Source organism: Sporosarcina sp. SAFN-015 (assembly GCF_059415085.1).
Map to the genome: position 1 here is coordinate 32,201 of NZ_JBPFDR010000001.1, position 22,472 is coordinate 54,672.

At 44.0% G+C, this 22,472-nt stretch carries 22 protein-coding genes; 1 reads left to right on the top strand and 21 read right to left on the bottom strand.

The features are described 5' to 3' along the window. Positions 1–61: 61 nt before the first annotated feature. A complete protein-coding gene (locus ACR65H_RS00140; protein ID WP_440498029.1) occupies positions 62–1,168 on the top strand; it encodes an ABC transporter ATP-binding protein in 1,107 nt (368 codons plus the stop codon). Positions 1,169–1,255: 87 nt separating this feature from the next. On the opposite strand, the gene ACR65H_RS00145 is transcribed toward ACR65H_RS00140, so the two are convergent. From ACR65H_RS00145 to ACR65H_RS00245, 21 genes are all read right to left on the bottom strand, one after another. Then, positions 1,256–2,197, bottom strand: coding sequence for an ROK family protein (locus ACR65H_RS00145; RefSeq protein WP_440498030.1), 942 nt, complete (start codon positions 2,195–2,197; stop codon positions 1,256–1,258). A gap of 9 nt (positions 2,198–2,206) precedes the next feature. Further along, positions 2,207–3,226, bottom strand: a complete 1,020-nt coding sequence (locus ACR65H_RS00150) for an SIS domain-containing protein (RefSeq protein ID WP_440498031.1) — start codon at positions 3,224–3,226, stop codon at positions 2,207–2,209. A 13-nt stretch (positions 3,227–3,239) separates the two neighbouring features. Next, positions 3,240–4,172 carry a 1-phosphofructokinase gene (gene pfkB, locus ACR65H_RS00155; RefSeq protein ID WP_440498032.1) on the bottom strand — a complete coding sequence of 311 codons (933 nt, stop codon included), beginning with the start codon at positions 4,170–4,172 and terminating at the stop codon, positions 3,240–3,242. Continuing rightward, the gene (locus ACR65H_RS00160) at positions 4,169–5,011 is read right to left on the bottom strand and encodes a class II fructose-bisphosphate aldolase (protein WP_440498033.1); all 843 of its coding nucleotides are present in this window, start codon (positions 5,009–5,011) and stop codon (positions 4,169–4,171) included. The genes pfkB and ACR65H_RS00160 overlap by 4 nt, the downstream gene beginning before the upstream one ends. A 196-nt stretch (positions 5,012–5,207) precedes the next feature. Further along, on the bottom strand, positions 5,208–5,939 hold the full coding sequence (locus ACR65H_RS00165; RefSeq protein WP_440498034.1) for a GntR family transcriptional regulator: 732 nt from the start codon (positions 5,937–5,939) through the stop codon (positions 5,208–5,210). 59 nt (positions 5,940–5,998) lie between these two features. Continuing rightward, a complete protein-coding gene (gene nagA / locus ACR65H_RS00170) occupies positions 5,999–7,207 on the bottom strand; it encodes an N-acetylglucosamine-6-phosphate deacetylase (RefSeq protein WP_440498035.1) in 1,209 nt (402 codons plus the stop codon). A gap of 25 nt (positions 7,208–7,232) precedes the next feature. Next, positions 7,233–7,874 (bottom strand): YesL family protein, encoded by a 642-nt coding sequence (locus ACR65H_RS00175; RefSeq protein WP_440498036.1) that lies wholly within the window; start codon positions 7,872–7,874, stop codon positions 7,233–7,235. Positions 7,875–7,936: 62 nt separating this feature from the next. Continuing rightward, on the bottom strand, positions 7,937–9,550 hold the full coding sequence (locus ACR65H_RS00180; RefSeq protein ID WP_440498037.1) for an extracellular solute-binding protein: 1,614 nt from the start codon (positions 9,548–9,550) through the stop codon (positions 7,937–7,939). A 15-nt stretch (positions 9,551–9,565) separates the two neighbouring features. Then, a complete protein-coding gene (locus tag ACR65H_RS00185) occupies positions 9,566–10,444 on the bottom strand; it encodes a carbohydrate ABC transporter permease (protein ID WP_440498038.1) in 879 nt (292 codons plus the stop codon). 12 nt (positions 10,445–10,456) lie between these two features. Continuing rightward, positions 10,457–11,437, bottom strand: coding sequence for an ABC transporter permease (locus tag ACR65H_RS00190; protein ID WP_440498039.1), 981 nt, complete (start codon positions 11,435–11,437; stop codon positions 10,457–10,459). A 27-nt stretch (positions 11,438–11,464) separates the two neighbouring features. Continuing rightward, positions 11,465–12,616, bottom strand: a complete 1,152-nt coding sequence (locus ACR65H_RS00195; RefSeq protein WP_440498040.1) for a Gfo/Idh/MocA family protein — start codon at positions 12,614–12,616, stop codon at positions 11,465–11,467. A gap of 354 nt (positions 12,617–12,970) precedes the next feature. After that, positions 12,971–13,942 carry a 2-hydroxyacid dehydrogenase gene (locus ACR65H_RS00200; protein WP_440498041.1) on the bottom strand — a complete coding sequence of 324 codons (972 nt, stop codon included), beginning with the start codon at positions 13,940–13,942 and terminating at the stop codon, positions 12,971–12,973. Positions 13,943–13,987: 45 nt separating this feature from the next. After that, positions 13,988–15,064, bottom strand: a complete 1,077-nt coding sequence (locus ACR65H_RS00205; protein ID WP_440498042.1) for a tartrate dehydrogenase — start codon at positions 15,062–15,064, stop codon at positions 13,988–13,990. Positions 15,065–15,145: 81 nt separating this feature from the next. After that, positions 15,146–16,534, bottom strand: a complete 1,389-nt coding sequence (locus tag ACR65H_RS00210; RefSeq protein WP_440498043.1) for an SLC13 family permease — start codon at positions 16,532–16,534, stop codon at positions 15,146–15,148. 126 nt (positions 16,535–16,660) lie between these two features. Next, the gene (locus ACR65H_RS00215; RefSeq protein ID WP_440498044.1) at positions 16,661–17,353 is read right to left on the bottom strand and encodes a class I SAM-dependent methyltransferase; all 693 of its coding nucleotides are present in this window, start codon (positions 17,351–17,353) and stop codon (positions 16,661–16,663) included. A gap of 33 nt (positions 17,354–17,386) precedes the next feature. Further along, positions 17,387–18,058, bottom strand: a complete 672-nt coding sequence (locus ACR65H_RS00220; protein WP_440498045.1) for a GntR family transcriptional regulator — start codon at positions 18,056–18,058, stop codon at positions 17,387–17,389. A 143-nt stretch (positions 18,059–18,201) separates the two neighbouring features. After that, on the bottom strand, positions 18,202–19,119 hold the full coding sequence (locus ACR65H_RS00225; protein ID WP_440498046.1) for an NAD(P)-dependent oxidoreductase: 918 nt from the start codon (positions 19,117–19,119) through the stop codon (positions 18,202–18,204). Between the two features lie 25 nt (positions 19,120–19,144). Beyond that, positions 19,145–19,699: a Fe-S-containing hydro-lyase gene (locus tag ACR65H_RS00230; protein ID WP_440498047.1), complete on the bottom strand. Its 555-nt coding sequence runs from the start codon at positions 19,697–19,699 to the stop codon at positions 19,145–19,147. 11 nt (positions 19,700–19,710) lie between these two features. Continuing rightward, positions 19,711–20,556 carry a fumarate hydratase gene (locus ACR65H_RS00235; protein ID WP_440498048.1) on the bottom strand — a complete coding sequence of 282 codons (846 nt, stop codon included), beginning with the start codon at positions 20,554–20,556 and terminating at the stop codon, positions 19,711–19,713. Between the two features lie 30 nt (positions 20,557–20,586). Continuing rightward, a complete protein-coding gene (locus ACR65H_RS00240; protein ID WP_440498049.1) occupies positions 20,587–21,090 on the bottom strand; it encodes a PaaI family thioesterase in 504 nt (167 codons plus the stop codon). Between the two features lie 14 nt (positions 21,091–21,104). After that, positions 21,105–22,466 carry an MmgE/PrpD family protein gene (locus tag ACR65H_RS00245; protein WP_440498050.1) on the bottom strand — a complete coding sequence of 454 codons (1,362 nt, stop codon included), beginning with the start codon at positions 22,464–22,466 and terminating at the stop codon, positions 21,105–21,107. Positions 22,467–22,472 lie beyond the last annotated feature (6 nt).

A 22,472-nucleotide genomic window follows, 5' to 3' on the forward strand; every position in this document is an offset into this window, starting at 1 on the left:
TACCTCCCTTTCGGCTGCATTGCTATCCTTACTGTATGAACTAATTAAAGGGGTGGCTTCAATGGAAGAGTTAGTATTGGATCGTATTTATAAAAAGTACGGGGATGACGCCGTTGCTGTATCGGATTTTAATTTGCGCGTCGAGGAAAAGGAATTCATTGTCCTCGTCGGTCCTTCCGGCTGCGGTAAATCCACTACGTTACGGATGATTGCAGGACTTGAGGAGATAACTGATGGAGAGCTGCGGATTGAAGGCAAACTGATGAACGATGTTGCTCCAAAAGATCGCGATATCGCCATGGTGTTTCAAAATTACGCGCTATATCCACATATGAGCGTTTACGATAATATGGCATTCGGATTGAAGCTTCGTAAATTCTCAAAAGCTGAGATTGACGAACGGGTTAGAAAAGCAGCAGACATTCTCGGGCTAGATGAATATTTGACACGTAAACCGAAAGCTTTGTCTGGGGGACAAAGACAGCGGGTTGCACTCGGCCGGGCAATCGTACGGGATGCTAAATTGTTTTTGATGGACGAGCCTCTTTCAAACCTTGACGCTAAGTTGCGGGTTCAAATGCGAGCGGAGATTTCGAAATTGCATCAGCGTTTGGGTACAACAACCGTTTACGTAACACATGATCAGACGGAAGCAATGACGATGGCAACGCGTCTTGTCGTTATGAAAGATGGATTGATTCAACAGATCGGGACGCCAAAAGAAGTATACGAAAATCCACAAAACGTCTTTGTAGGTGGATTCATCGGGTCCCCGGCCATGAACTTCTTTACAGGTACCATACAGGATGGACAATTTGCCATCGGACCTGTTTCATTCAAGATTCCAGAAAAGGCATATCGACTGTTGGAAAAGCGGGGACTCGTTGGAGAAGAAGTAATACTTGGCGTCAGACCAGAGCATATCCATTATATGAGCGATGGTACTGAGCATTCGTCTGACTCCGTTGTGCAAGTACAGGTCGATGTTGCCGAATTGACCGGAGCTGAAATGATGGTATATTCCTCTATTGAAGGACAATCATTCATCGCTCGATTGAATGCGGATGCGGATGTTCAGCCTCGACAACAATTACAGTTAGTCTTCGACTTGGAAAAAGCCCATTTCTTTGATAAAACGACGGAAATGCGCATAACAGAAGAGGTATAATATACAAGCCTTTGCTCTTCAGACGAGCAAAGGCTTTTTCATTGCTATAACCGCGAACATAAAAAAGGTGCAGGATATTAACATATCCTACACCTCATTCGTTAAATAGTATATTGGATTACCCTGTTCCACAGGATCCTTCCTTGTTGTTCCGAAGCGGAAAAAGGCGCCCCATAATCCCGCATCCCCTTTCAAAAGGCTCGGCTCAATCCGCCGTTCTTTCCCTTTGAATAAAGGATGCTGTACATAATCGGCCAGTTCTTTTTTCACGGCTTCGACGAGTCGCGGATGGTTGTTGAACACACCGCCGCCTAATACGATTGCATGTGGATCGAGCAGGAGAAGTGTATGGTGTACTTCCCTTGCCAATGCCCTAACGGCTTCGCTGAGAATGAAGACCGCTTGATCGTCATTTGCGTAATAGCGGTCCATTACATCGTGCAGCGACATTTCCGGATTGGCATAAGCTGCTTTCGCTTTCATCTGCATTGCAGGTCCCGACACTTGCGTCTCCAAGCTCGACATACGATCATCCACGATGCCGAACCCTATTTCACCAGCCATTCCCGCTCCTCGCACGAATTGACCGCCAATTATGCTGCAGCAGGAAATGCCTGTGCTCAACGTGATGTAAACGAGAGACTCTTCGGCAAAGTCCCTCTGTTTATACTCTCCCCATGCAGCCATATACACATCGTTATCCACTTTGATATCTGCCGAAGAGTAAAGCTCCGACAACCGTTCCTTTATCGGAAAGTCCCGCCACGGTAGATTGTTTTGGAATACCGCGACCCCTTTATCCACATCCACGATACCAGGTAGTCCAATTGAGATGCCCTTTATAGCCGTTCGTTCTAATCCGGCTTCCGTGCACAATTCATCACACGCGTTCGTAAACAAGCGATAAAGCAATTCTCCGTCTTCCGTTTCACTCTTCTTCACAGTGGAGCTGACCATTACCCCATCCATACTGAAAAGCGCCACCGCCAACTTCGTTCCTCCGATGTCCGCCGCGAGTATATATTCCATTCGATCCACTTACGCCAATTTGACGACCTGTGTAAGATTTCGCGGTTGGTCAGGATTGTATCCGAGACGGACAGCACGCTCATATGCCAGGAATTGAAGGAGCGGAACGTATAGTGAGTAACGATTGCGGTCGGTAATTTCACCAGTCAGTCGAATAAGTTGATTCGCTTCAAAATCTTCATTTGTTGGTCCGATGACAAGCACATATCCGCCAAGACGCTGTATATCTTTCACAAGACTTTGATCAAAAGCGGCCGTCTCCTTTTGTGCAAGTAGAATGACAACAGTCGATTCGTCTACAATTGAAATGGGACCGTGCCTGAATTCAAGACTGGAATAGCTTTCGCATTCTGTTTGCGTCATTTCTTTCAATTTCAATGTAGCTTCTTTCGCCAATCCGTTATATTGACCAGATCCAAGATAAATGAATCGTTTTTTCGTCAAGTCTTCCGCAATCTTCTTCGTCTGGTTCTCTGACGAAATCAATCCATTCACAAGATTCGGGATGAGTGCAAGCTCCTTCAAGTCTTGCTGAGAGCCAGCCCACTTCACTGCGTACAATTGCAAAGCATACATCATATTTGAGAAAGATTGCGTCATGACAACACTTCTCTCCGAAATATGGTCAAGAGCAATTACTTCATCAGCCATCTCAGCCATTGCCGTATCGCCATTGCAAGTGATCGCCAATGTACGGATTTGCTCATTCTCCTTCAAGTTGTCCAATGCCATAATGATTTCCGATGTCGTCCCAGATCGTGAAATAGCGACTACTAAATAATTCTTCCCTGGTATGATCCACGAAGAAGCATGAAGAAACAGCTCGGAAGCCGGCACAGCCGCGGCGAGCACACCCGTTATGCTTTGATAGTATCTCGCTGCCGAAGAAGCCAAGTAAAATGACGTGCCGCATCCCGTGAAGAGGACTTGGTCGACTTCGCTCGAATTGAAAGCTTTCTTCTCCAAAAGTTCATAAGTCTTATGCAGCTGTTCTGCCTGGTTTTTAATTTCGTTATACGTATGCATCATCGTAATCTCCTCCTCAATTCAATTCGTTAATCTCAATCGATTTCATTACATCCACGACTTCATTCCAATCACTGTATCCGATCTCCGGGTGTGCCGCATTGACAGAACCGCACGCAATCGCCCTCTTATACGCTTCCACATCATCTTCAGAAGAGGAAAACCCGTACAGCAATCCGCCGATGAATGCATCTCCGCTCCCTACAGGGTTTTTGAGGTCAATAATGGGTGCTTCCGCCTGGAAGGAACCTGATTGATTGCAAAACAGCGCTCCCTTTCCTCCCAATGTAAGACAAACATGCCCGATTCCTTGTTCTACAAGGCGGCATCCTTCTCTACGCATCCTCTCCGTGGACAAGGACTCTGCTCCGACCATATCAGCAAATTCCTGCTCGTTCGGCTTGATTGCAAACGGTTTCGCTTCTATGCCATACCGCAATGCCATTCCACTCGTATCGAGCACCGACTTAGCGCCATTCGCATTAATGATATCGATCATTTGCGCGTAAGCATCATCAGGCAACCCTTTCGGCAAGCTGCCGCTCAATGCAAACCATTTGGTCTTCTTCGATTTCTCGCGCAACCAGTCTAGCATCGACTTCCATTCATCCTCGGAAATGACTGGGCCGCTTTCCAGCAGCTCTGTGCCCTTCCCTGTTGAAGTTTCCATAACAGTCAAGCATACTCTGCTTTCACCAGCTATCGGTATGAACTGTTCAGAAATCCCTTTTTCTTTCACGAGGCGACGGATTTTTTCACCATTGCTGCCGCCTAAAAAACCGCCGACATCTACCTCAGCGCCTAATGAAGTAAGAACTTTAGCGACGTTCAGGCCTTTTCCACCAGCGTCTTGGTGCATATTCGAGATCCGATTGACTCCGCCAACATCCAAACTACCAATCCGGTAAACCTGATCGATTGCAGCGTTCAATGTGATCGTTGTTATCATCGTTGCAGCATCTCAATTTTCTTTTTCACTAAGTCGATGAGCGCTTCTCTTGCCGGCAGGAAATATTTCCTTGGATCATTTTCATTTGGATTTTCAATGAAATAGGAACGCAATTCATCGGCAAATAAGTCCTTTAATTCTGTCGAGAAATTCACTTTCGCCACACCAAGATTCAAAGCCTTGCGCACACTTTCCTCGCTGACGCCCGATGCACCGTGCATCACTAATGGAATCGATGTCTCTTCTTGGATCTTCCTAAGCAGATCGAATTGTAAATCCGGTTCTTGCTTGTAGTTTCCGTGGGCAGTTCCGAAAGCAGGGGCTAATGAGTCGATACCCGTTTCCCGTACGAACTCACCAGCAAGTTGCGGATCGGTGAATACCGCCATGCTTTCATCGATAACGAGGTCATCCTCCACACCGCCAATCGTTCCAAGTTCAGCTTCCACCGGTATCCCGATCGGCTTCGCAGCCTCCACAACGCGTTTGACGAGCATCACATTTTCCTCATACGGAAGAGTCGAACCGTCTATCATGACAGACGTATAACCTGCCCGCAAACATTCCATCACGACATTGAAAGATTCCCCATGATCCAAATGCAATGCGACCGGCACTTTCGCTTGTTCAGCCGCCGCCTTTGCCATCGCAATCATATAAGGCATTCCGACATATTTATATGTACTAGATGTAGTTTGTAAAATGACCGGAGCCCCGACCGATTCAGCTCCTGCAATGATTGACTTGATAATTTCCAAATTATGTGCACCAAATGCCCCAATTGCGTAATGGTTGTCTCGAGCATCCTTTAGCATCTCTTTTGTAGTAACTAATGGCATTTACATAACCTCCTCTATTATAGGGTTGTTGGTACAACTAACGAAAAGCGGAAGGCGGCGTTTAGCCCCGACAAGCGCTGGAGGATTTGAAAAAAAGGCGCACTTTGCCTTTTCTTTCAAATCCGAAGCGACTCGAGGGGCTGCCGCCTGTAGCTGGACAATAATAGTGAGAGAAGCACATAGATAAACTATGTACTTACACTAAATCGGTATAAAACCGGCAGCGATCGCCACGTACGATTGATATGCAAAATTCCACCGGACGATTGTTCGTATCAAAAGCTGTACGTTCCAATAGCAAAGCAGGCTTTCCTACTTCCGTCTTCAAATGGACGCTTTCTTCTTCCCGGATCAAAACAGGCTCAAATGCCTCTTTCGCACGGATGACGGAAACGCCATAACGATTCGCCAGCAAGTCGTACAGCGATGACGTTGCAACATCAAACAAATCATCCTTATTTCGTACGATTGACTTGGGCATGTAGGAGGATTCCAATATGATCGGTTCCCCATCTGCACAACGGATACGTTTCATTTTGATCACTTTTTCCTCGCGCTCAAGCTGCAACCCTTTTCGCACAGCCGAGGAAGGACTCACTTCTTCAACTTCCAGAACGATATCCGAAGGTTTGAAGCCTTTATCGCGCAGCACTTGGCTAAAACTATAAAATCCTCCGAGCGATTGTTCAAACTTCGGGTGCGCAACGAAAGTCCCTTTTCCTTGAATCCGGTAAAGCATGTCTTCTTGCACCATTTCTTCAATGGCCTTTTTCACTGTATTTCGACTAACGTTAAATGCAGCCATCAACTGGTTTTCCGAATCTATTTTATCGCCAGGATTCCATTCACCAGATTTGATGCGCTCCTCTAAACGTTGCTTCACTTGATAATATAATGGAATAATGCTTGCTTGATCTAATGGTTTCATCCAAATTCATCCTTTTAAATTGTTCTTCAAGTTCCAATATATCATCACTTCAGCAAATTTCACATAAAATCATATAATCTCTTGAAATCGGAGTTGGCGGATGCATAGGCAATCGTCCCATTACAGATTGTCATTTCGATTTGGTCCGTTTCGTCTAGAATGACGATATCGGCATCTTTTCCTACTGCAATGGACCCCTTCCGGGAATCGATGCCTAACCGTTTTGCCTGATTCGATGAAGTAACGTATGTCTGCTCAAGCAATGACAGGCCGCCCCACTTCGCCATGTTTTTCCTCGCTTCATTCATCGTCACGATGCTGCCTGCTAAGGAAGCCCCTTGTTCTAACGTACATTTTCCATCTTGCACGATAACATTGTTCCCTCCTAAATCATAAACCCCATCAGGCATTCCTTTTGCCCGGATGCCATCTGTTATGACAAGCGTCCGTTCGATTCCCTTCTGCCTCAATAGAAGTTTCAGCAAATCAGGATGAAAATGATGTCCGTCCGGAATTACTTCGACAAAAACGTCGTCAGCGAGCAGTGTTGCTCCTACCACTCCAGGTTCGCGATGATGAAGCCCTCTCATTCCATTGAATAAATGGGTCGCATGTGTTACACCACTTCGCACATTTTGCAACGTTTCTGCATATGTCGCATTTGAATGTCCAATCGAAGCGATGACCCCTTCTTCAACGACCCTTTCAACAAAGGAACGATCGCCCATCTCAGGAGCAAAGGTGACAATTTTGATTGCCCCTCCCGATAACCGTTGCCACTCGTTAAACAATTCAATATCGGGGCGTAAAATATGCTGCTCCGGCTGAGCCCCTTTTTGTGCCGGATGAATAAAAGGCCCTTCCAAATGGATGCCAATCATTTCAGGAACGCCTTGCATATTTTGCTCACGGTACGTTTTTATAGCAGACATCGCTTCATCGATCCGATTGACCGGGTTTGTCATCGTCGTGGCAAGAAAGGAAGTTGTCCCTTCCTGTGCAAGTTTTTTTGCAATGCCTTCTAACGCCTCAACCGAAGCATCCATCACATCAAAACCGCCCGCACCATGAACATGAATATCAATCATACCGGGGATGATCCGTTTCCTTGATCGGCAATCAAACTGCAGATCACAATCAGGAATGGGCGGGCATTCTATCATATGTCCGAGAGAACAAACTGTACCATCTTTCAAACATAAGTATCCGTCTTCTAATATCGATCGTTCCAATACGATTGTTGCATTCAGCAGCCAAATTGGTTTCATGATCATAACGTCCTTTCCAAGTCTACTAGTCTTCCGCCTGCAATGTGCCGTCCATCTTCCCTTTTAAACGGAATATGCCAGAGGACATCCACGACAGGAACAGAACGGTTATACTGATTCCGAAAAAAGGCAGCAGTCCAGGAATGAATAAAAAAAGACGATACAGTCCATAAAGACCAATGACCGACATAAGCGCTTGAAGCGGAAACGATATGCTTAGCAAAATGGAAGTCGAAAAATATCGGGTGAAGGGAAGCTCATAATGGGCGAAAACAGGAAAGATATTCATTACCAGTACCGCATATAACAACAGGACCATACTGAGCAATGCAAGCATAACCAATCCATGCATCCCACCGATTGTTGACACGATCCGAAAATTCAGCACTAGAAAATAACCGAGAATAATTAAGACGATGCCTATTTTATTCGACGTAACAAATTCTTTCTTATACGTCTGCCAATAGTTTCGAACTAACGTTTTCAGATCATCCTCGCCTTGGAGTCTTTTCCGCATGACATGAAACATCCCGACTGTAGCTGGAGTGACTCCAAAAACGATGGCTCCGAGCAACGTCAATCCAATCCATAGCAGCTGGACGACCGCCAACATCATTACCAATTCCGCAAACCAATATAATTTTCCTCTCCACCCTGTCAACCCCACTGAAACCATCTCCCATAAATGCTAAAGCTCATACGGAGGATGGCCTCCGTATAAGCTTCCAATCACTTTTCTTTTTCCATGCGCTCGTATGCTTGCTGGGAAACGTCCAAGTAATCTTGCATTCCCATTTTTTCAAGATTCTTTGTGTACTCTCCCCATTTGCCGAAATCCATCTTTCCTGTAATGAATGCTGCCGTCGATTCATTCACATATGTTTGGATATCCGTCATGATGGCGCTCACTTTATCATTTTCTTCAACTGTATAGTTCAGCCCAGGTAAAATGTCTTCGTCTTTAATACGGTAAGGCTTCACCTTCTCGGCATTCAACGTCGAATTTTCCTTCGACTCGGCACCTTGGAAAAATTTCTGTCTAACAATTCCTGGATAGTAACCGCCCGGCCATGTCAAATATTCGCTGATCGCCTGGTCCATATTCAAGCCGTCCGGGTTATTCGTAATGGTTTCAAGGTATTTGAAATTCCCTTGGTCATCTTCTTCATATGTGATGCCTTCAAAGCCCATGAAGAACATTTTCGTCCCTTCTTCTCCATAGAAGTAGTCCATCCAACGAACCATCGCTTCCGGATTCTTCGCTTTATCCGTTATGACGAACATTCCCAAATTTCCGAGACCGTTCGAAACCGTATTGTAAGCACGCTCTCCATTCGGTCCTTCGAGGACTGGCAATCCGACATATCCATCAAGCTTCACCAATTCTGCAGGGTCGATGGCGTCTAACACTCCATAATTCCCTTTCGAAATTTCAGCGGTGAAGTCTTGCGGAGCGACTGTAAATACGTCTTGGTTAATTAACCCTTCCGAATATAATTTATTCATATACATGAGCATTTCCTTATATTCATCAGTAGCAGGAACAAATCGGAATTCATTCGTCCCTTCCTTAAAGTCCAGATTAATGTTCATGGAGCCTTGTTTGTTCAATCCGAAGCTTCCACGAAGATAGGAGAGCATAGGATTGATGCCATAAACACTTCCCCATCCTTGCTCGTCCGCCTGCCCGTTGCCATTCAAATCGTTCTCCTTGAATGCTTTCAACATTTGGTAGAACTCTTCCGTCGTTTCCGGTTCCTTCATGCCTAATTTATCGAGCCACTCTTTTTTGACCCAAGGTGCCCCTGCACGAAGTGCTTCGAATTGCGGGTCATAAATCGTCGGGAATCCATAAATATTTCCGTCTGCCATCGTAACCCCTTGCTTCACCGATGGATTTTCATCGAGAAGCTTCTTGAAATTCGGGGCATATTTGTCGATATAGTCATTCAGTGGTAGGAAAATTCCTTGTTGCCCGTACTTTAACAAATCCGTTTTCGAGAAAGCCGAAGCAAAGTAGATTTCTGGATAATCTCCACTCGTCAACGACAAGTTTCTCTTTTCCGCCAACGCTTCCGTTTGGACAGTCGTCCAATCGACTTCAACGTTCGTCATTTTCTCATATTCGTCCCAAAGCATAAGATTGTTCCAATCTTGCGAAGCGAAGAACTTCGCTGCAAAGCCATCTACTTGGATTTTCTCCTTCACGATCGGCATACCCGTCTCGTTTACATTATCCAAGTCCCCTTTTTCGGAAGCACCGTCCGTTTTCGAACAGGCTCCTAAAATTCCAGCTGACAACAATAGGCTTGCTGCCATACCCGCAAAATATTTTCTCCTCACACCAAACTCCCCCTATTATCCTTTTAGTGAACCAATCATGACACCTTTTACAAAATACCTTTGCAAGAATGGATACAGCATAAGCATCGGTAGATTTGCAACAATGAGTACTGCATATTTCAAGCCTTCCACACTAAGTTGCTGCGCCAGGAAACTTTCGCTCGTTGTCTGGATCATGTCGTCTGTCTGCCCTTGGATCAAAATTTGCCTCAAAATGAGCTGCAAAGGGAATTTATCTTGATCTTGCAAATAGATGAGAGCTTGGAAATATGAATTCCAATGGCCGACTGCATAGAAAAGGACCATAACTGCAATGACAGGAAAGGACAGCGGCAATACGATGTTCCACAAAATCCTGAAGTTGCTGCACCCGTCGATCATCGCTGATTCTTGCAATTCATGTGGAATCGACTGGAAGAAAGTCCTCATAATGATGATGTTCCAAACAGCTACGGCGTTCGGAATGATCATGACCCAAAACGTGTTCAGCATTCCCAAATCCTTTATTAATAAGTAAGTGGGAATCAATCCACCGCTGAAAAAGATCGTGAAGACGATGAACGCCATAATGAGTCCCTTACCTTTGAAATCTCTCCGGGATAGTGGATACGCAGCCAAAATCGTCATAATGACGTTCAATACTGTACCTGCAACCGTATACTTCACCGTGTTCATGAACCCAGTAATGATATCTTTGTTTTTAAAGACTTTCTCATATGCATCCAACGTGAATTCCTTCGGCCAAAGCCACATCTCACCCGAAATGACGTATTGCGGATTACTCAAAGAGGCGCTTACGACAAAAATCAACGGATAGATGACGAGCAATGCGATTATCGTAAGGAAGAAATAGTTAAAAAATATAAAGGTTCTATCAGTCTTAGACTCTCTCAATTGCCCCACCCCTTACCATAAGCTTGTCTCATTCACTTTCTTCGCAATCTGATTCACCATGATGAGCATGATGAAATTGATAATGGAGTTGAAAAGCCCGACCGCTGCCGAGAAGCTATATTGCGCCTCCAATATTCCACTTCGGTAGACGAAGGTGGATATGACATCGGATGCCGACATGTTTAGCTCATTTTGCATCAGGTACACTTTTTCAAACCCGACCGCCATTACAGAACCCGCATTCAAGATGAATAGAATGACGATGGTCGGCATAATTGCGGGTATATTAATATGGATAATACGCTGGAACCTGGAAGCCCCGTCAATCATGGCCGCTTCATGCTGGGCCGGGTCGACCGCTGCTAGTGCCGCAATGTAAATGATTGAGCTCCATCCCATCGTCTGCCATACATCGGAAAACACATACAAACTTTTAAACCATCCCGGCTCCGAAATGAAATCGATTGGAGATCCACCGAAAAGGCGGATTACTTGGTTAATCAACCCGTCCGTTTTCAAGAAAAGCAAGAGCATACCGACGACTACAACGGTTGATAGAAAGTGCGGCGCATAAATAACCGTCTGGACGAATTTCTTGTACCGCAAACTTTTCACTTCATTCAACATCAACGCGATAATGATTGGAATCGGGAATGACACGGCTAATGTGAATACTCCAATGCCTACCGTATTTTTAATTAATCTCCAAAAATAGTAACTGTCGAAGAACCGTTCGAAATGCTTAAATCCTACCCACGGGCTACCTAGGATTCCCTTTGATGCGATGAAATCCTTGAACGCAATTTGCAGCCCATAAAGCGGGAAATAGTGGAACACGATAAAATAGATGATGACCGGTGAAATAAGGAGGTAGAGCTCCCAATTTTGCCAGATCGATTTCCACCACTTCGCCCTTGCTTTCCGTTTTGCTTTTTTCCGTTCATCCGCTTCCAACTTTTTCACCGACTGGACGTTTTCACTTACATTGGTCATACACACACCCCTTTCATTCAAACATCATCAGTTATGTACAATGCTAGATGTTTGTGAAACCTCTACCACCTTGCCTCCTGAACGAATAGACTCAGTAGCCGCGCAACCGACTGCAACACTCATCCTGCCTGCGAAAGGCGACGTTAGCGGTTCTTTGTCATACAGTACGAGCTCAACGAAGTCTTGTGCAATTTTCGGATCAGCCCCGCCATGGCTACCCTTCTCAGCTTTCATGTCATACGTGACATCACTGAATTCTTTCCACGTATTCGTCTTCCGTGTTTTCAGATAAACCTTTCCATTTACATCATCGTTTTCAATCCGGCCTTCCGTTCCAATGAACGTGTAATTGCGCGAATAGTCCGGCGTGAAATGGCATTGCAAATACGATGCTTTCACTCCGCCTTCAAGCTCCATAATAAGCATGTTGTTATCTTCCACATCGATTTCTTCCCGGAATGCACATTCCGTGAAAGTATGTGGAACATACTCAGGACAAGTTTTCTTCAAACTGCACTCAGGACATGTCAAATTGTTCGGCATATTGCCGCCATAGTAATCCAAACTGCCGAACGCCGACACTCTCGTCGTGTATCTCCCTGAAATCCAATGGATGACATCGAGATCATGCGACCCTTTCTGCAAGAGAAGCGACGTTGTATTTTTCGATTGACCGTGCCAGTCATGATAGTAGAAGTATCCGCCGAAACCGACAAAATGACGGACCCAAACCGCTTTCAACTCACCAATCGCTCCTGAATCGATAAGACCCTTCATCGTCTGATACATACTCATATATCGCATATTGAAACCGACCATCAAATGCTTGCCCGATGCTTTCCAAGCCTCCAAAATCCGATCACAACCTTCGACCGTAATCGCTAGCGGCTTTTCGGAATAGACATGCTTCCCTGCTTGCAAAGCGGCAATCACATGCTCCTCATGTAAATAATCCGGTGACAGGACAGCAATCGCATCAATATCGTCCTTGTTCAAAAGATCCCGATAATCCTTCGTTAAAAACAACGGAGAACCAATCATTTCCTGAAACTTCTGTTGCCTCGCTTCAGAAATATCCGCAAGCGCTACAATCTCAGACTCGCCATCCGGCTTATGCCAGTACTGCGCCAAACCTCCCCGTAAACCAGCACCAATTACCCCAATCCTCACCTTTTTCAAAATGGCCCCATCCTTTCCTTTTATAAAATAAAATCATGGAAACGTTTTCAACTCATCGTAAAAAATTCATTGGATGTATGCAACATCATTTGGTCATTCACTACAACACGTCATTAGGTTGTTGGTACAAGTTACTCTAAATAAAAAATGCCAGAATTGATTTCTGAACATTAGTATAATGAGAATTATAGAGAGTAGTCTTAATCATGTCAAGATAGTTTTTTGTTTTTTTTGAAGGTCAGCATCACTAGAGGACAACCATAAGTAGGCTGTCCTCTTGAAAAATTAATGTTATTCCATTGATATCAATAAATAATCTTTTGATATTTTACACCTTCTTATATCTCCCTTTCCTTAAACCCTATCTGCTATAACATTTTTATTGATTAACGCTCCCGGCCTCTTACCAGTCAGCGCGGCAATGAAGTCCCGACAAGCCATCTTCTCCATATTCGCACGGGTTTCAGCGGTCGCCGATCCGATATGTGGGAGGGTCACTAAATTGGGTAAGTCTAGGAATGGATGATCCTTTGCAATGGGCTCCTGTACATAGACATCCAATCCTGCAGCAAGGATTTCGCCTTCCTTCAAAGCAGCCGCCAAATCATCCTCATTTACTAAGCCACCTCTTGATCCGTTAATGAAAATTGCGCTATTTTTCATAAGTTCAAACTCACGACGGCTCATCAGGTTAATAGTTTCCGGCGTTTGTGGCGCCATCAGGCAAACGAAGTCCGCTTGTCGCAGTAGATCGTCCATTTCCAAGTACGTTGCACCATACTGTTTTTCAGCCTCAAGATTCCTTGACCGATTGTGATAGAGGATGTCCATTTGAAACCCGAAGTGCGCCCGCCTTGCTATCGCTTGTCCTATCTTCCCCATCCCTATGATGCCAAGCGTTTTCCCATGTACATCTACACCGAAGAGAGACGGACTTAACCTTGCATGCCATTGTCCTTCTTTCACATACTTGTCGAGTTCGGGAATTCTTCTCGCTGTAGCGATTAACAGGCCAAAAATGGCATCGGCAGTTGTTTCGGTTAAAACGTCTGGTGTGTTCGTCGCTAAAATTCCCCGTCTCGTCAGTTCCTCAATGTCCAGATTGTCATATCCTACCGAAATATTTGAAACAACTTTCAATAAAGGTGCTTGGTCAAGAAGTCGAGAGTCCACTTCTAATCCTCTACCAATCAATCCTGTTATTGTAGGAAGCTCATCCTCGAATTCCGAAGTCCCCGGTTTGGCAATGACAACTGCAAACTGTTCTTCCAGTTCTCTTATTCTATCTTCAGGAAGCGGACTGTAGATCAACACTTTTTCGCTCAATTACAATCACTCCTATTGCGTATTTACATTCACCACACTTAACGATTAATTTCCAATCGCCACTTTACCCGATTTCAATCTACCGATAATTTGTTCTGTAACTTCAGCTGTAGTATGCTTGCCACCAATGTCTGGTGTTAAGAATCCATCGTTCGTGACAGCTTCAATCGTATTCAACAATTCCTGACCGAGCTCCTCTTCTCCGAAATGATCCAACATCATTTTAGCAGTCCAAATTTGTCCAATCGGATTCGAAATCCCTTTTCCAACGATGTCAGGAGCAGAACCATGCACAGGTTCGAACATAGAAGGATATTTTCCGTTCACATTGATGTTTGCCGCTGGTGCTATGCCGATGCTTCCCATAATGGCAGCGCCCAAGTCTGTTAAAATATCTCCAAACAGGTTGCTCGCAACAACGACATCGAATTTATCCGGATGAGTAATGAAAAATGCCGAGAGCGCATCGATATGTTGCGAATCACTTTTAATATCAGGATACTCTGCGGCAACTTCTTTAAATATCTCATCCCAAAACGGCATGGAATGGAAGATTCCATTCGATTTTGTAGCACTCGTTACATGCTTTTTCCGTTTGGCCGCCAGCTCAAATGCAAATCGCATTGCCCTCTCAGTACCTTTTCTTGAGAAGATAGCATTTTGGATTGCAATTTCGTCTTCGCCTTGATAGATTCTCCCGCCAACAGAGCTATATTCCCCTTCACTATTTTCACGGACTACCATAATGTCGAAGTCTTTCGGATTAACTAATGGAGAACGGACGCCTTTAACTAGTTTTGCAGGGCGGAGATTAATGACTTGCTCAAATTCACGCCTGATTTTTATTAGAAGTCCCCAAAGGGAAATATGATCGGACACAAGTGTGGCGTCTCCCACTGCCCCTAAAAAGATGGAATCGAAGTTCTTCAATTTTTCAAGACCATCGTCATCCATCATCTTTCCATGCTCTAAGTAATAGTTGCAGCTATAAGGAAACTCTTCAAATTGAAATTTTAATCCGCCATGTACATCCGCGATTGTATGAAGTACATCAATTGCCGCTGGTACGACTTCCCGTCCAATTCCATCTCCTGGTATCGAAGCGATTTTGTATTTCTTCATCAAAAATCCTCCCTTTTTATATAAATCAATTATATTACTAACTATTCAAACAATTTACGAGATAATGATAGAACAACAAATTCAAATCAATCCTATCCATCTCCACCATGTGGAGGCAATAAAAACGGTAGCTATAATCGTTATGAGTGTCGCATATAAACCTGGTTTCAAGAAGTCATTTTGCGATATCATTCCCGTGCTGTGCGCCAATACATTTGGCATTGACTCCACAATTAAAATGAATCCAAAGAGACATGTGAGTCCAGTCGTAAACCCGACAATTAACGGATCTAGCCCTGCATTTGTCGCCACACTTATCATGATCGGCACCAACGTGACGACGGCTGTTGAAACATTCGATATCAATTTATGGAACAACTGCGCTGTAAGAATAACAACAATTATCGTTATGAAAGGATTTTGCAGCAGTGTCACAAACCAGTCCACACTTAAATAATGACTGATTGTATGCGTTGCGCCAGAATCGACAAATGTATAGCCGATTGACAACGTAACACTTAACAACAGGACCGTATTATAATCAATTTTCACGATTGGTTCCCATGCAGCAATGCCAATTTTAGGCAGCGTCATCAGAACAACTCCTATTAGAGCTGGGATGCTCGGATGCATTCCATGTAATGGTTCTGTCAACCAAAGCCCGACAATGAAAAACAATATGAGCAAACAGCGGATCTCTCGTTTATTTACCGGCCCTATTTCATTCAATCTTGCTTCCATCTCTTTTCGAATTAAAGGGTAGTATTGTTGTTCCTTAGGTAACGGAAATATTTTCAGCAATAAGTACCATATTGAAGGAATCAAGATGAGCCATAATGGAAATGTATAGTAGAACCATTGTAAATACGTTATGTTAATGCCGGCAAAACGATTTAAAAGCTCTACAGTCAAAATGTTCCCAATCGCCGCGGTCATAACTGCCGTACCGCTAATAACGCCGCCAAAAGCAACGCCTAACATGATCATCTTCCGCAGATTGCTGCCAGGTTTAGCGTCAATCGTGTCGATGATCATCGACGAAACCGGTAACATCAATGCTGAACGGACCGCTGTCGACGGAATGAAAAAAGCTTGGATCTGTTGGACAATAATTATGCTTCCTACCAATCCTTTTGAACTGTTGCCCCATCTTTTTAATACTTCATATGTCATTCTCTTAATGAGAGTCGTTTCATTTACGGCTGCCGCCAACATCATCCCTGCAACAATTAGAAATGTGGCAGGGGAGGCAAAGCCGCTAAAGATGATCGATGAATCGGCCACATTAAAGATTAGCATGAACAACAGCAAAATCAACGCAGTAAGACCAATAGGTATCGGTTCCAATGACCATAAAATAATGCCAAAGATGATAATGCTCATCATCAGTTTCCCCGTAGTAGAAAATGTATCAGGCAATAAGAAGAACATGCCAAGGAAACATAAAATCGCTAAAGCAATATACAACATCGGAGTTGCTTCCTGCGTCTTACGCATTTATAAAGCCCACAACCTTTCCTGTTCAACACCCCTTGACTCTTGTCATAAACGAAAAAGATGTATTCTCTGGTTGTGTTTTTATGACAAAAGACTTCTTTATTCGGCGAAACAGACCCAGCCCGCAAAATGATTCGTTCTAAAAAAATTTGCTATTTTGTGGAAACCAGCTTCGCCGAGCAATCTACGAATGTCTCGCTCGGGGATAGAAGATTCGGTCAACGTACCTTTCATGAGCTCTTCAACTTTTTCTTCCGGCATGCTTGTCGTATCCAGCCAATAATCTTTCCAAAGGGAAACGAGCATTTGAAACTCAGGGTCATCCGGATCGCCGCATTTGCTCACAAGTACGAACGGAGCACCAGGCTTCAAATGTGATTTTACCTTTTTCAATAACGCTAGTTTTTCATCTACGTCTGCAATGAAATGAAGAACTAAAATACATGTTGCGGCATCGAAAGAATATCCTTCCGGCACATCCGCAACCGTTCCGTTGATAAATTCCACACGACTATCGATTCCTAGTTCATGCGACTTGAATTTCGCCAACTCAAGCATCGATTTTGCCGGATCGACAGCTGTAAAGGTCCAGCCTGGATTTGTCGTTCCAAACGCTTTCAGTTCATTGCCCCCTCCTCCCCCAACAATAAGGAGAGAAGAGTCTTTTTTAAGATTCGCACGTAAAAATGTTTGGGACAGTCGCATCATAGGATCGTACGTCGGAAGTGTCCGCCGTACCCCTCTGTCATATTCAACTGCAATCTTTGAATCGAACTCCATCTTTTCAGGCACTATAGCACCCCCCATCTACTATCGTATGACTCTTTAATTTTGGTTGTTTTTCATCATATTAATTAAGTTATCTCTCGTTCTTAATATATGTTTTTCAGTAACTTTTCTTAGTTCCTCGCCATTTCCTTGCCTAGCATATTCCAACATTTGAAGATGTTCTTTACGTCCTTCATCTATCGTATTTGCGAGCAGACTCGGCGTATAAGACGGAATTCCTTTCCAAAGCGTATCGATAAATCCTTTAATCCTTCTCCACGAACAGCCTCCCATTAATACTGTATGGAATTTTTCATTGAGAACCATATATTCTTCAATGTCTTCGTCATCTCCAAGTAAGCTAGACATTTTCATATATAATTCTTCTAACTCTTCAAAGTCTTCATCTGTTAAAAATTTATAAGATTGCGCTACAGCTTCTCCTTCTAATAATGCTCGCAACCGATATATTTCCTCAATATCCTCAATTGAAATTGGTGTTACGATTGCGCCTCTCCTCGGCTCAATATGAACGAGGCCTTCCGTTTCCAGTTGGCGCAACGCTTCCCTGAGAGGCATCCTGCTTACACCTAGTTTTTTGGCCCATTCCTCTTGCATCAGTCGTTCCCCCATTTTAAATTCACCTTTTAAAATGAGTTCGCGTAATCTAGTTGTTACTTTGAATTGCAGCGTCATTCGATCATAATCAGGCAGTTTGTAGTTATTCATGTTCTTCCTCGCTTCTATTTGACTTCTAGATAAAAGGCGCCTTCCATTTACAAACTACTTATGTAATACGAAAGACGCTCCCTTCCATTTTATATGCTGTTATCCAATAGTCAAAAGTAATTCATAAGAATCTGACGTCGTTTTCATGAAGATATAACGTTCATCGAATCATGAACGCTTTTGATTTCAACTTTGTATTTTTCTTCAATATGCTTAACGATCATTGTATGATCCGCACCTTTTCCCAACTGATCCGAAGCTTGTTTCCATAATTGAAGATTCGTAGTAGCAACATCCAACGAGACGTTTTCAGTTTCAGCTATGAGATTGGCAATCGTTAAATCTTTTACCATTAAATCGAGAGTGAATCCCGAATCAAATTTCCGATTGACTATTTGACTAGGAAACTTCAACTCACTTGAAACACTTCTTCCCGTACTCGTATTAATGACAGCGAGCATTTTATCGGGATCTAAGCCTAACTTTACGCCAAGCGCGATTGCTTCTCCTGTAACAGCAAGGGTCGTTGCAGATACCATATTGTTCAACGCTTTAATTGTATGTCCCGCACCGATTGCTCCTACATGAATAACATTTTTGCCGATCTTACATAAAAGTGATTCAACCTCTTTAAAATCTCTTTCTTCACCGCCTGCCATTACGGAAAGAGTGCCATTCCTCGCTTTCGCTACACCTCCGCTGACAGGAGCATCGATCATCCTCAAACCTTTGCTTTTTAAAGTTTCATTCAATTCCTTTGTTGAAGAAGGATCAGAAGTCGTCATCTCAATCAACAGACTTTCCGGTCCCATCCCATGTACTAGACCTTCCGCCCCGAGGACGATCTCCTTAACGATCAATGCATTCGGTAAAAGGGTAATAACATATGGATAATTACTTGCTAAATGTGCAGGCGAGCGTTCAGCAACAGCTCCTAATGCAACCATTTCATCTACTGCGGCTTGATTGATGTCGTATACTCCAACAGAAACTCCAACTTCGAGAAGTCTTTGCGTGATCCTGCTCCCCATATTTCCTAGCCCAATAATTCCTACTCTCATCTACATCACCCCTTGCTTGGAATCGCTAGCCGTCTTGTCTAAATTCTAATACGCTATCCCTATATACATCTCCACCGTATATATCGTTAATGACGACGACAGGAAAGTTTTCGATTTCCAATTTACGGATCGCTTCAGTTCCTAAATCTTCATAAGCAATCATTTCCGATGACTTGATGGAGCGGGAAATGAGAGCTGCCGCCCCTCCAACAGCACCAAAATAGACTGCCCTATGATTTATCATTGCTTGCTTAACCGCTTCACTTCGATGCCCTTTTCCGATCATTCCTTTTAAACCTTTTTCCAATAAAACCGGCGTATACAAGTCCATTCGTTCACTCGTTGTCGGACCTGCCGAACCGATTACTTCTCCAGGCTTGGCAGGAGTCGGGCCCACATAATAGATGACTTGGCCGCTCAACTGTATGGGCAATGGCTTCCCTTCCCCGATGAACTCCACCATCCGTTTATGCGCCGCATCTCTCGCGGTATATACAGTACCGGATAACAATACGCGGTCGCCGGCCTTTAATGTCTTTACACTCTCTTCCGTTAATGGAAGCTGTATTTTTATCGGCATCATGACGCCTCCTACCCCAATTGAACCGTTTCATGCCGGCTAGCATGGCAATTTAAGTTCACTGCTACCGGAAGCGCAGCGATATGACATGCCTCCGATTCTATTTTCACATCCAACGCCGTCGTACTTCCGCCCATTCCTTGTGGTCCGATCCCTAAGCGGTTAATCTGTTGAATGAGTTCCTCTTCCAGCTCAGCAATCTCTTTACTTGAATGGCGGACGCCAATCGGTCTGAATAAAGACTTCTTTGCTAAATAGGCACACCTCTCAAAATTCCCACCTATGCCAACACCGACAACTAGTGGTGGGCATGCATTTGGTCCGGCTACTTTCACAACGTCCAATACATAATCTTTAATTCCTTGTAAGCCATCCGAAGGTTTTAGCATTTTCAAGCTGCTCATATTTTCAGCTCCGCCACCTTTTGCTGTCATATGAAGAGTCAATTGACTCCCTTCCACTAACTCAATATGGATGATCGCTGGGGTGTTATTGCCTGTATTCTTGCGGTTAAGAGGATCGTAAATCATTGAATTTCGTAGGTATCCCTCGCTGTAGCCTTTTGCAACCCCTTCATTAATTGCATCGATTAGACTTCCGCCTGCTATTCTACAATCTTGGCCCAGTTCGACGATGAAGACTGCCGTTCCTGTATCTTGGCACATTGGCACTTGGTCGCGTTTTGCGATATCGGCGTTTTCAACCAATTGGGAGAGAATTTCTTTGCCTGTATCGGATTTCTCCGTCTGTAAAGCTCTTTTGAATGCCGAGTATACATCTTCGCCTAAATCATAATTGACCTTTTGACACATCAATTTGACATGATGGACGATATCTTCATACGTTATTTCCTTCATTCGTTTCCCCCCTCTGTCCCACGCCTTCCATCAATTGACGACGTAAAACGTACCTAAAGCTTTAGCGACGATATCCCCTTCGGAATCCTCAATTGTACATTCGGCGACAATTGTCGTTTTCCCCCATCTTACTATCGATGGGAGCGCTAGTAACTGTGATCCTGACCCTTTTTTAATAAAATTCATTTTCATTTCCAATGTGAATACTTTTTGATTTTCTGAAAGTCTTCTCAATATCATAAAACCGATTGCCACATCGGCTAATGTGTATAGGGAGCCTCCTTGGGCTACGCCATACGTATTGACATTATGCGGTCCCAAGCTCATTTCGACTTGATCCTCTTCCAATTGCTTGAGACCTGTCAACCTTCCGTATAAATGCATAGAGGCTTTATTTCCTTCTTGCGGCTCGGACAAATCCATATATGCGGATAGTAAGTAGTCCACTTCCTCTAATTGCTTGATTGACAATCCATCCAGTTTACTTGCGATTGTTTCTAGCAGCTCTTTGTCGTTATGATCAGGAGTTATCATGGAAAACTCTCTTTCTATATATATTGGACATTCGTATTCAGCTCGGCCATCAGATCAGCGATATTATCCATTGATTCAATCGCTAGCACGCGGTCCGCAAAAAGGTGACGGCTCTCTTCTGGCAAACTTGTTGCAAGCTTGACGAATTTATTACGTAAATCCTCTGTCGAAACCGGATTTTCCGGGTCGCCTTTAGGGAAATCAGTCTGTTTACGAAACGCTTCCCCGCTCTTCAGAACGACGGTTACTTTAGCTCCCCATTCTTTCGGATAGTTAGCATTTATATTTGGATCCAATGCTACATTCACCTTGTCCATTACTCCGCGGATGGTCGCATCCCAAAGATTTCCCCCGCCAAAGTCATCCAATCCTGCGCTTTTCTTGACCAATGCCAAAGCAGTGCAATATTGAACGCTGAACTTGGATGCATATTCAGTTCTTGGATCATTGTTATCCGTTATTTCCAAGGTTGCTTTGTATGCTCCGATGTCGATATGATCGATATCTTCTAGTTCAAAATTGTTCTCGTTTGCAATTTCTATTGCCAGATCGATGACTGCATGCGTATGTCGGCATGAGGCGTGCACTTTGAATGAGTTCTCCAAAATTTTATATTCATTTCCAAGATTCCTAGTGATTTTGCTCCCATCATGAACATCGCTCATAGCGTTGAAAAAGCCTCTGTCGCCCTCTAGAATCTTCTTGGCGCCGGTAAACCCTTTTTGTGCCAATAAACTTGCCAATAAGCCATTCATTGCGGCTTTCCCGGTATGAAGCTGCTTCGTCATAGCTCCATCTTCAATGAATTCCCATAGTCCAGCCGCCTGGGATCCTGCATTTCCAAGGGAATTGATGAATGCTTCTTCATTTAAATGAAGTAATTTCGCTGCAGCAACCGCCGAGCCAAACGTTCCGCATGTCGCTGTATTATGCCAATAATGATAATGCGAAGGCGAAACGGCTTCACCGATTCTAAAGCAAATTTCGTAACCTAGAACGACAGCCAAAATAAGATCTTTGCCACTCAGCTTTTTCCATTCCGCCACAGCTAACGCTGCCGGTATGACGACTGTTGCAGCATGGATGATGGAGGACTTGTGAATATCATCCAATTCAACGATATGACTGGAAGCACCGTTCACGAGGGCAGCGTTCAAGACAGATGATTTGCCGCCTGTTAAGAGAGTAGCTTGAGGGTTGCCTCCAAATTCCCCGACTGCTTCGCTGATCATTTGGATTGGAGCTTTTGATATACCTGCAAGCGCGGAACCGAAGTAGTCCAATATACAGAGCTTTGTAAATGAAATTACGTCTTCCGGCAAATCTTCATATGTTAGTTCTGCATAATACTTTGCCAACTCTTCACTCAAATTCATTTGCCC

What these genes read in the sequence shown, in the direction of transcription:
- ACR65H_RS00165 (WP_440498034.1), bottom strand. Translation starts at nt 5,939, where the DNA reads ATGAAACCATTAGATCAAGCAAGCATTATTCCATTATATTATCAAGTG.
- ACR65H_RS00240 (WP_440498049.1), bottom strand. Translation starts at nt 21,090, where the DNA reads ATGATAACTCCTGATCATAACGACAAAGAGCTGCTAGAAACAATCGCA.
- ACR65H_RS00210 (WP_440498043.1), bottom strand. Translation starts at nt 16,534, where the DNA reads ATGTTGTATATTGCTTTAGCGATTTTATGTTTCCTTGGCATGTTCTTC.
- ACR65H_RS00145 (WP_440498030.1), bottom strand. Translation starts at nt 2,197, where the DNA reads ATGGAATATATACTCGCGGCGGACATCGGAGGAACGAAGTTGGCGGTG.
- ACR65H_RS00235 (WP_440498048.1), bottom strand. Translation starts at nt 20,556, where the DNA reads ATGAAGGAAATAACGTATGAAGATATCGTCCATCATGTCAAATTGATG.
- ACR65H_RS00225 (WP_440498046.1), bottom strand. Translation starts at nt 19,119, where the DNA reads ATGAGAGTAGGAATTATTGGGCTAGGAAATATGGGGAGCAGGATCACG.
- ACR65H_RS00230 (WP_440498047.1), bottom strand. Translation starts at nt 19,699, where the DNA reads ATGCCGATAAAAATACAGCTTCCATTAACGGAAGAGAGTGTAAAGACA.
- ACR65H_RS00150 (WP_440498031.1), bottom strand. Translation starts at nt 3,226, where the DNA reads ATGATGCATACGTATAACGAAATTAAAAACCAGGCAGAACAGCTGCAT.
- nagA (WP_440498035.1), bottom strand. Translation starts at nt 7,207, where the DNA reads ATGAAACCAATTTGGCTGCTGAATGCAACAATCGTATTGGAACGATCG.
- ACR65H_RS00220 (WP_440498045.1), bottom strand. Translation starts at nt 18,058, where the DNA reads ATGAATAACTACAAACTGCCTGATTATGATCGAATGACGCTGCAATTC.
- ACR65H_RS00160 (WP_440498033.1), bottom strand. Translation starts at nt 5,011, where the DNA reads ATGCCATTAGTTACTACAAAAGAGATGCTAAAGGATGCTCGAGACAAC.
- ACR65H_RS00245 (WP_440498050.1), bottom strand. Translation starts at nt 22,466, where the DNA reads ATGAATTTGAGTGAAGAGTTGGCAAAGTATTATGCAGAACTAACATAT.
- ACR65H_RS00190 (WP_440498039.1), bottom strand. Translation starts at nt 11,437, where the DNA reads ATGACCAATGTAAGTGAAAACGTCCAGTCGGTGAAAAAGTTGGAAGCG.
- ACR65H_RS00205 (WP_440498042.1), bottom strand. Translation starts at nt 15,064, where the DNA reads ATGAAGAAATACAAAATCGCTTCGATACCAGGAGATGGAATTGGACGG.
- pfkB (WP_440498032.1), bottom strand. Translation starts at nt 4,172, where the DNA reads ATGATAACAACGATCACATTGAACGCTGCAATCGATCAGGTTTACCGG.
- ACR65H_RS00140 (WP_440498029.1), top strand. Translation starts at nt 62, where the DNA reads ATGGAAGAGTTAGTATTGGATCGTATTTATAAAAAGTACGGGGATGAC.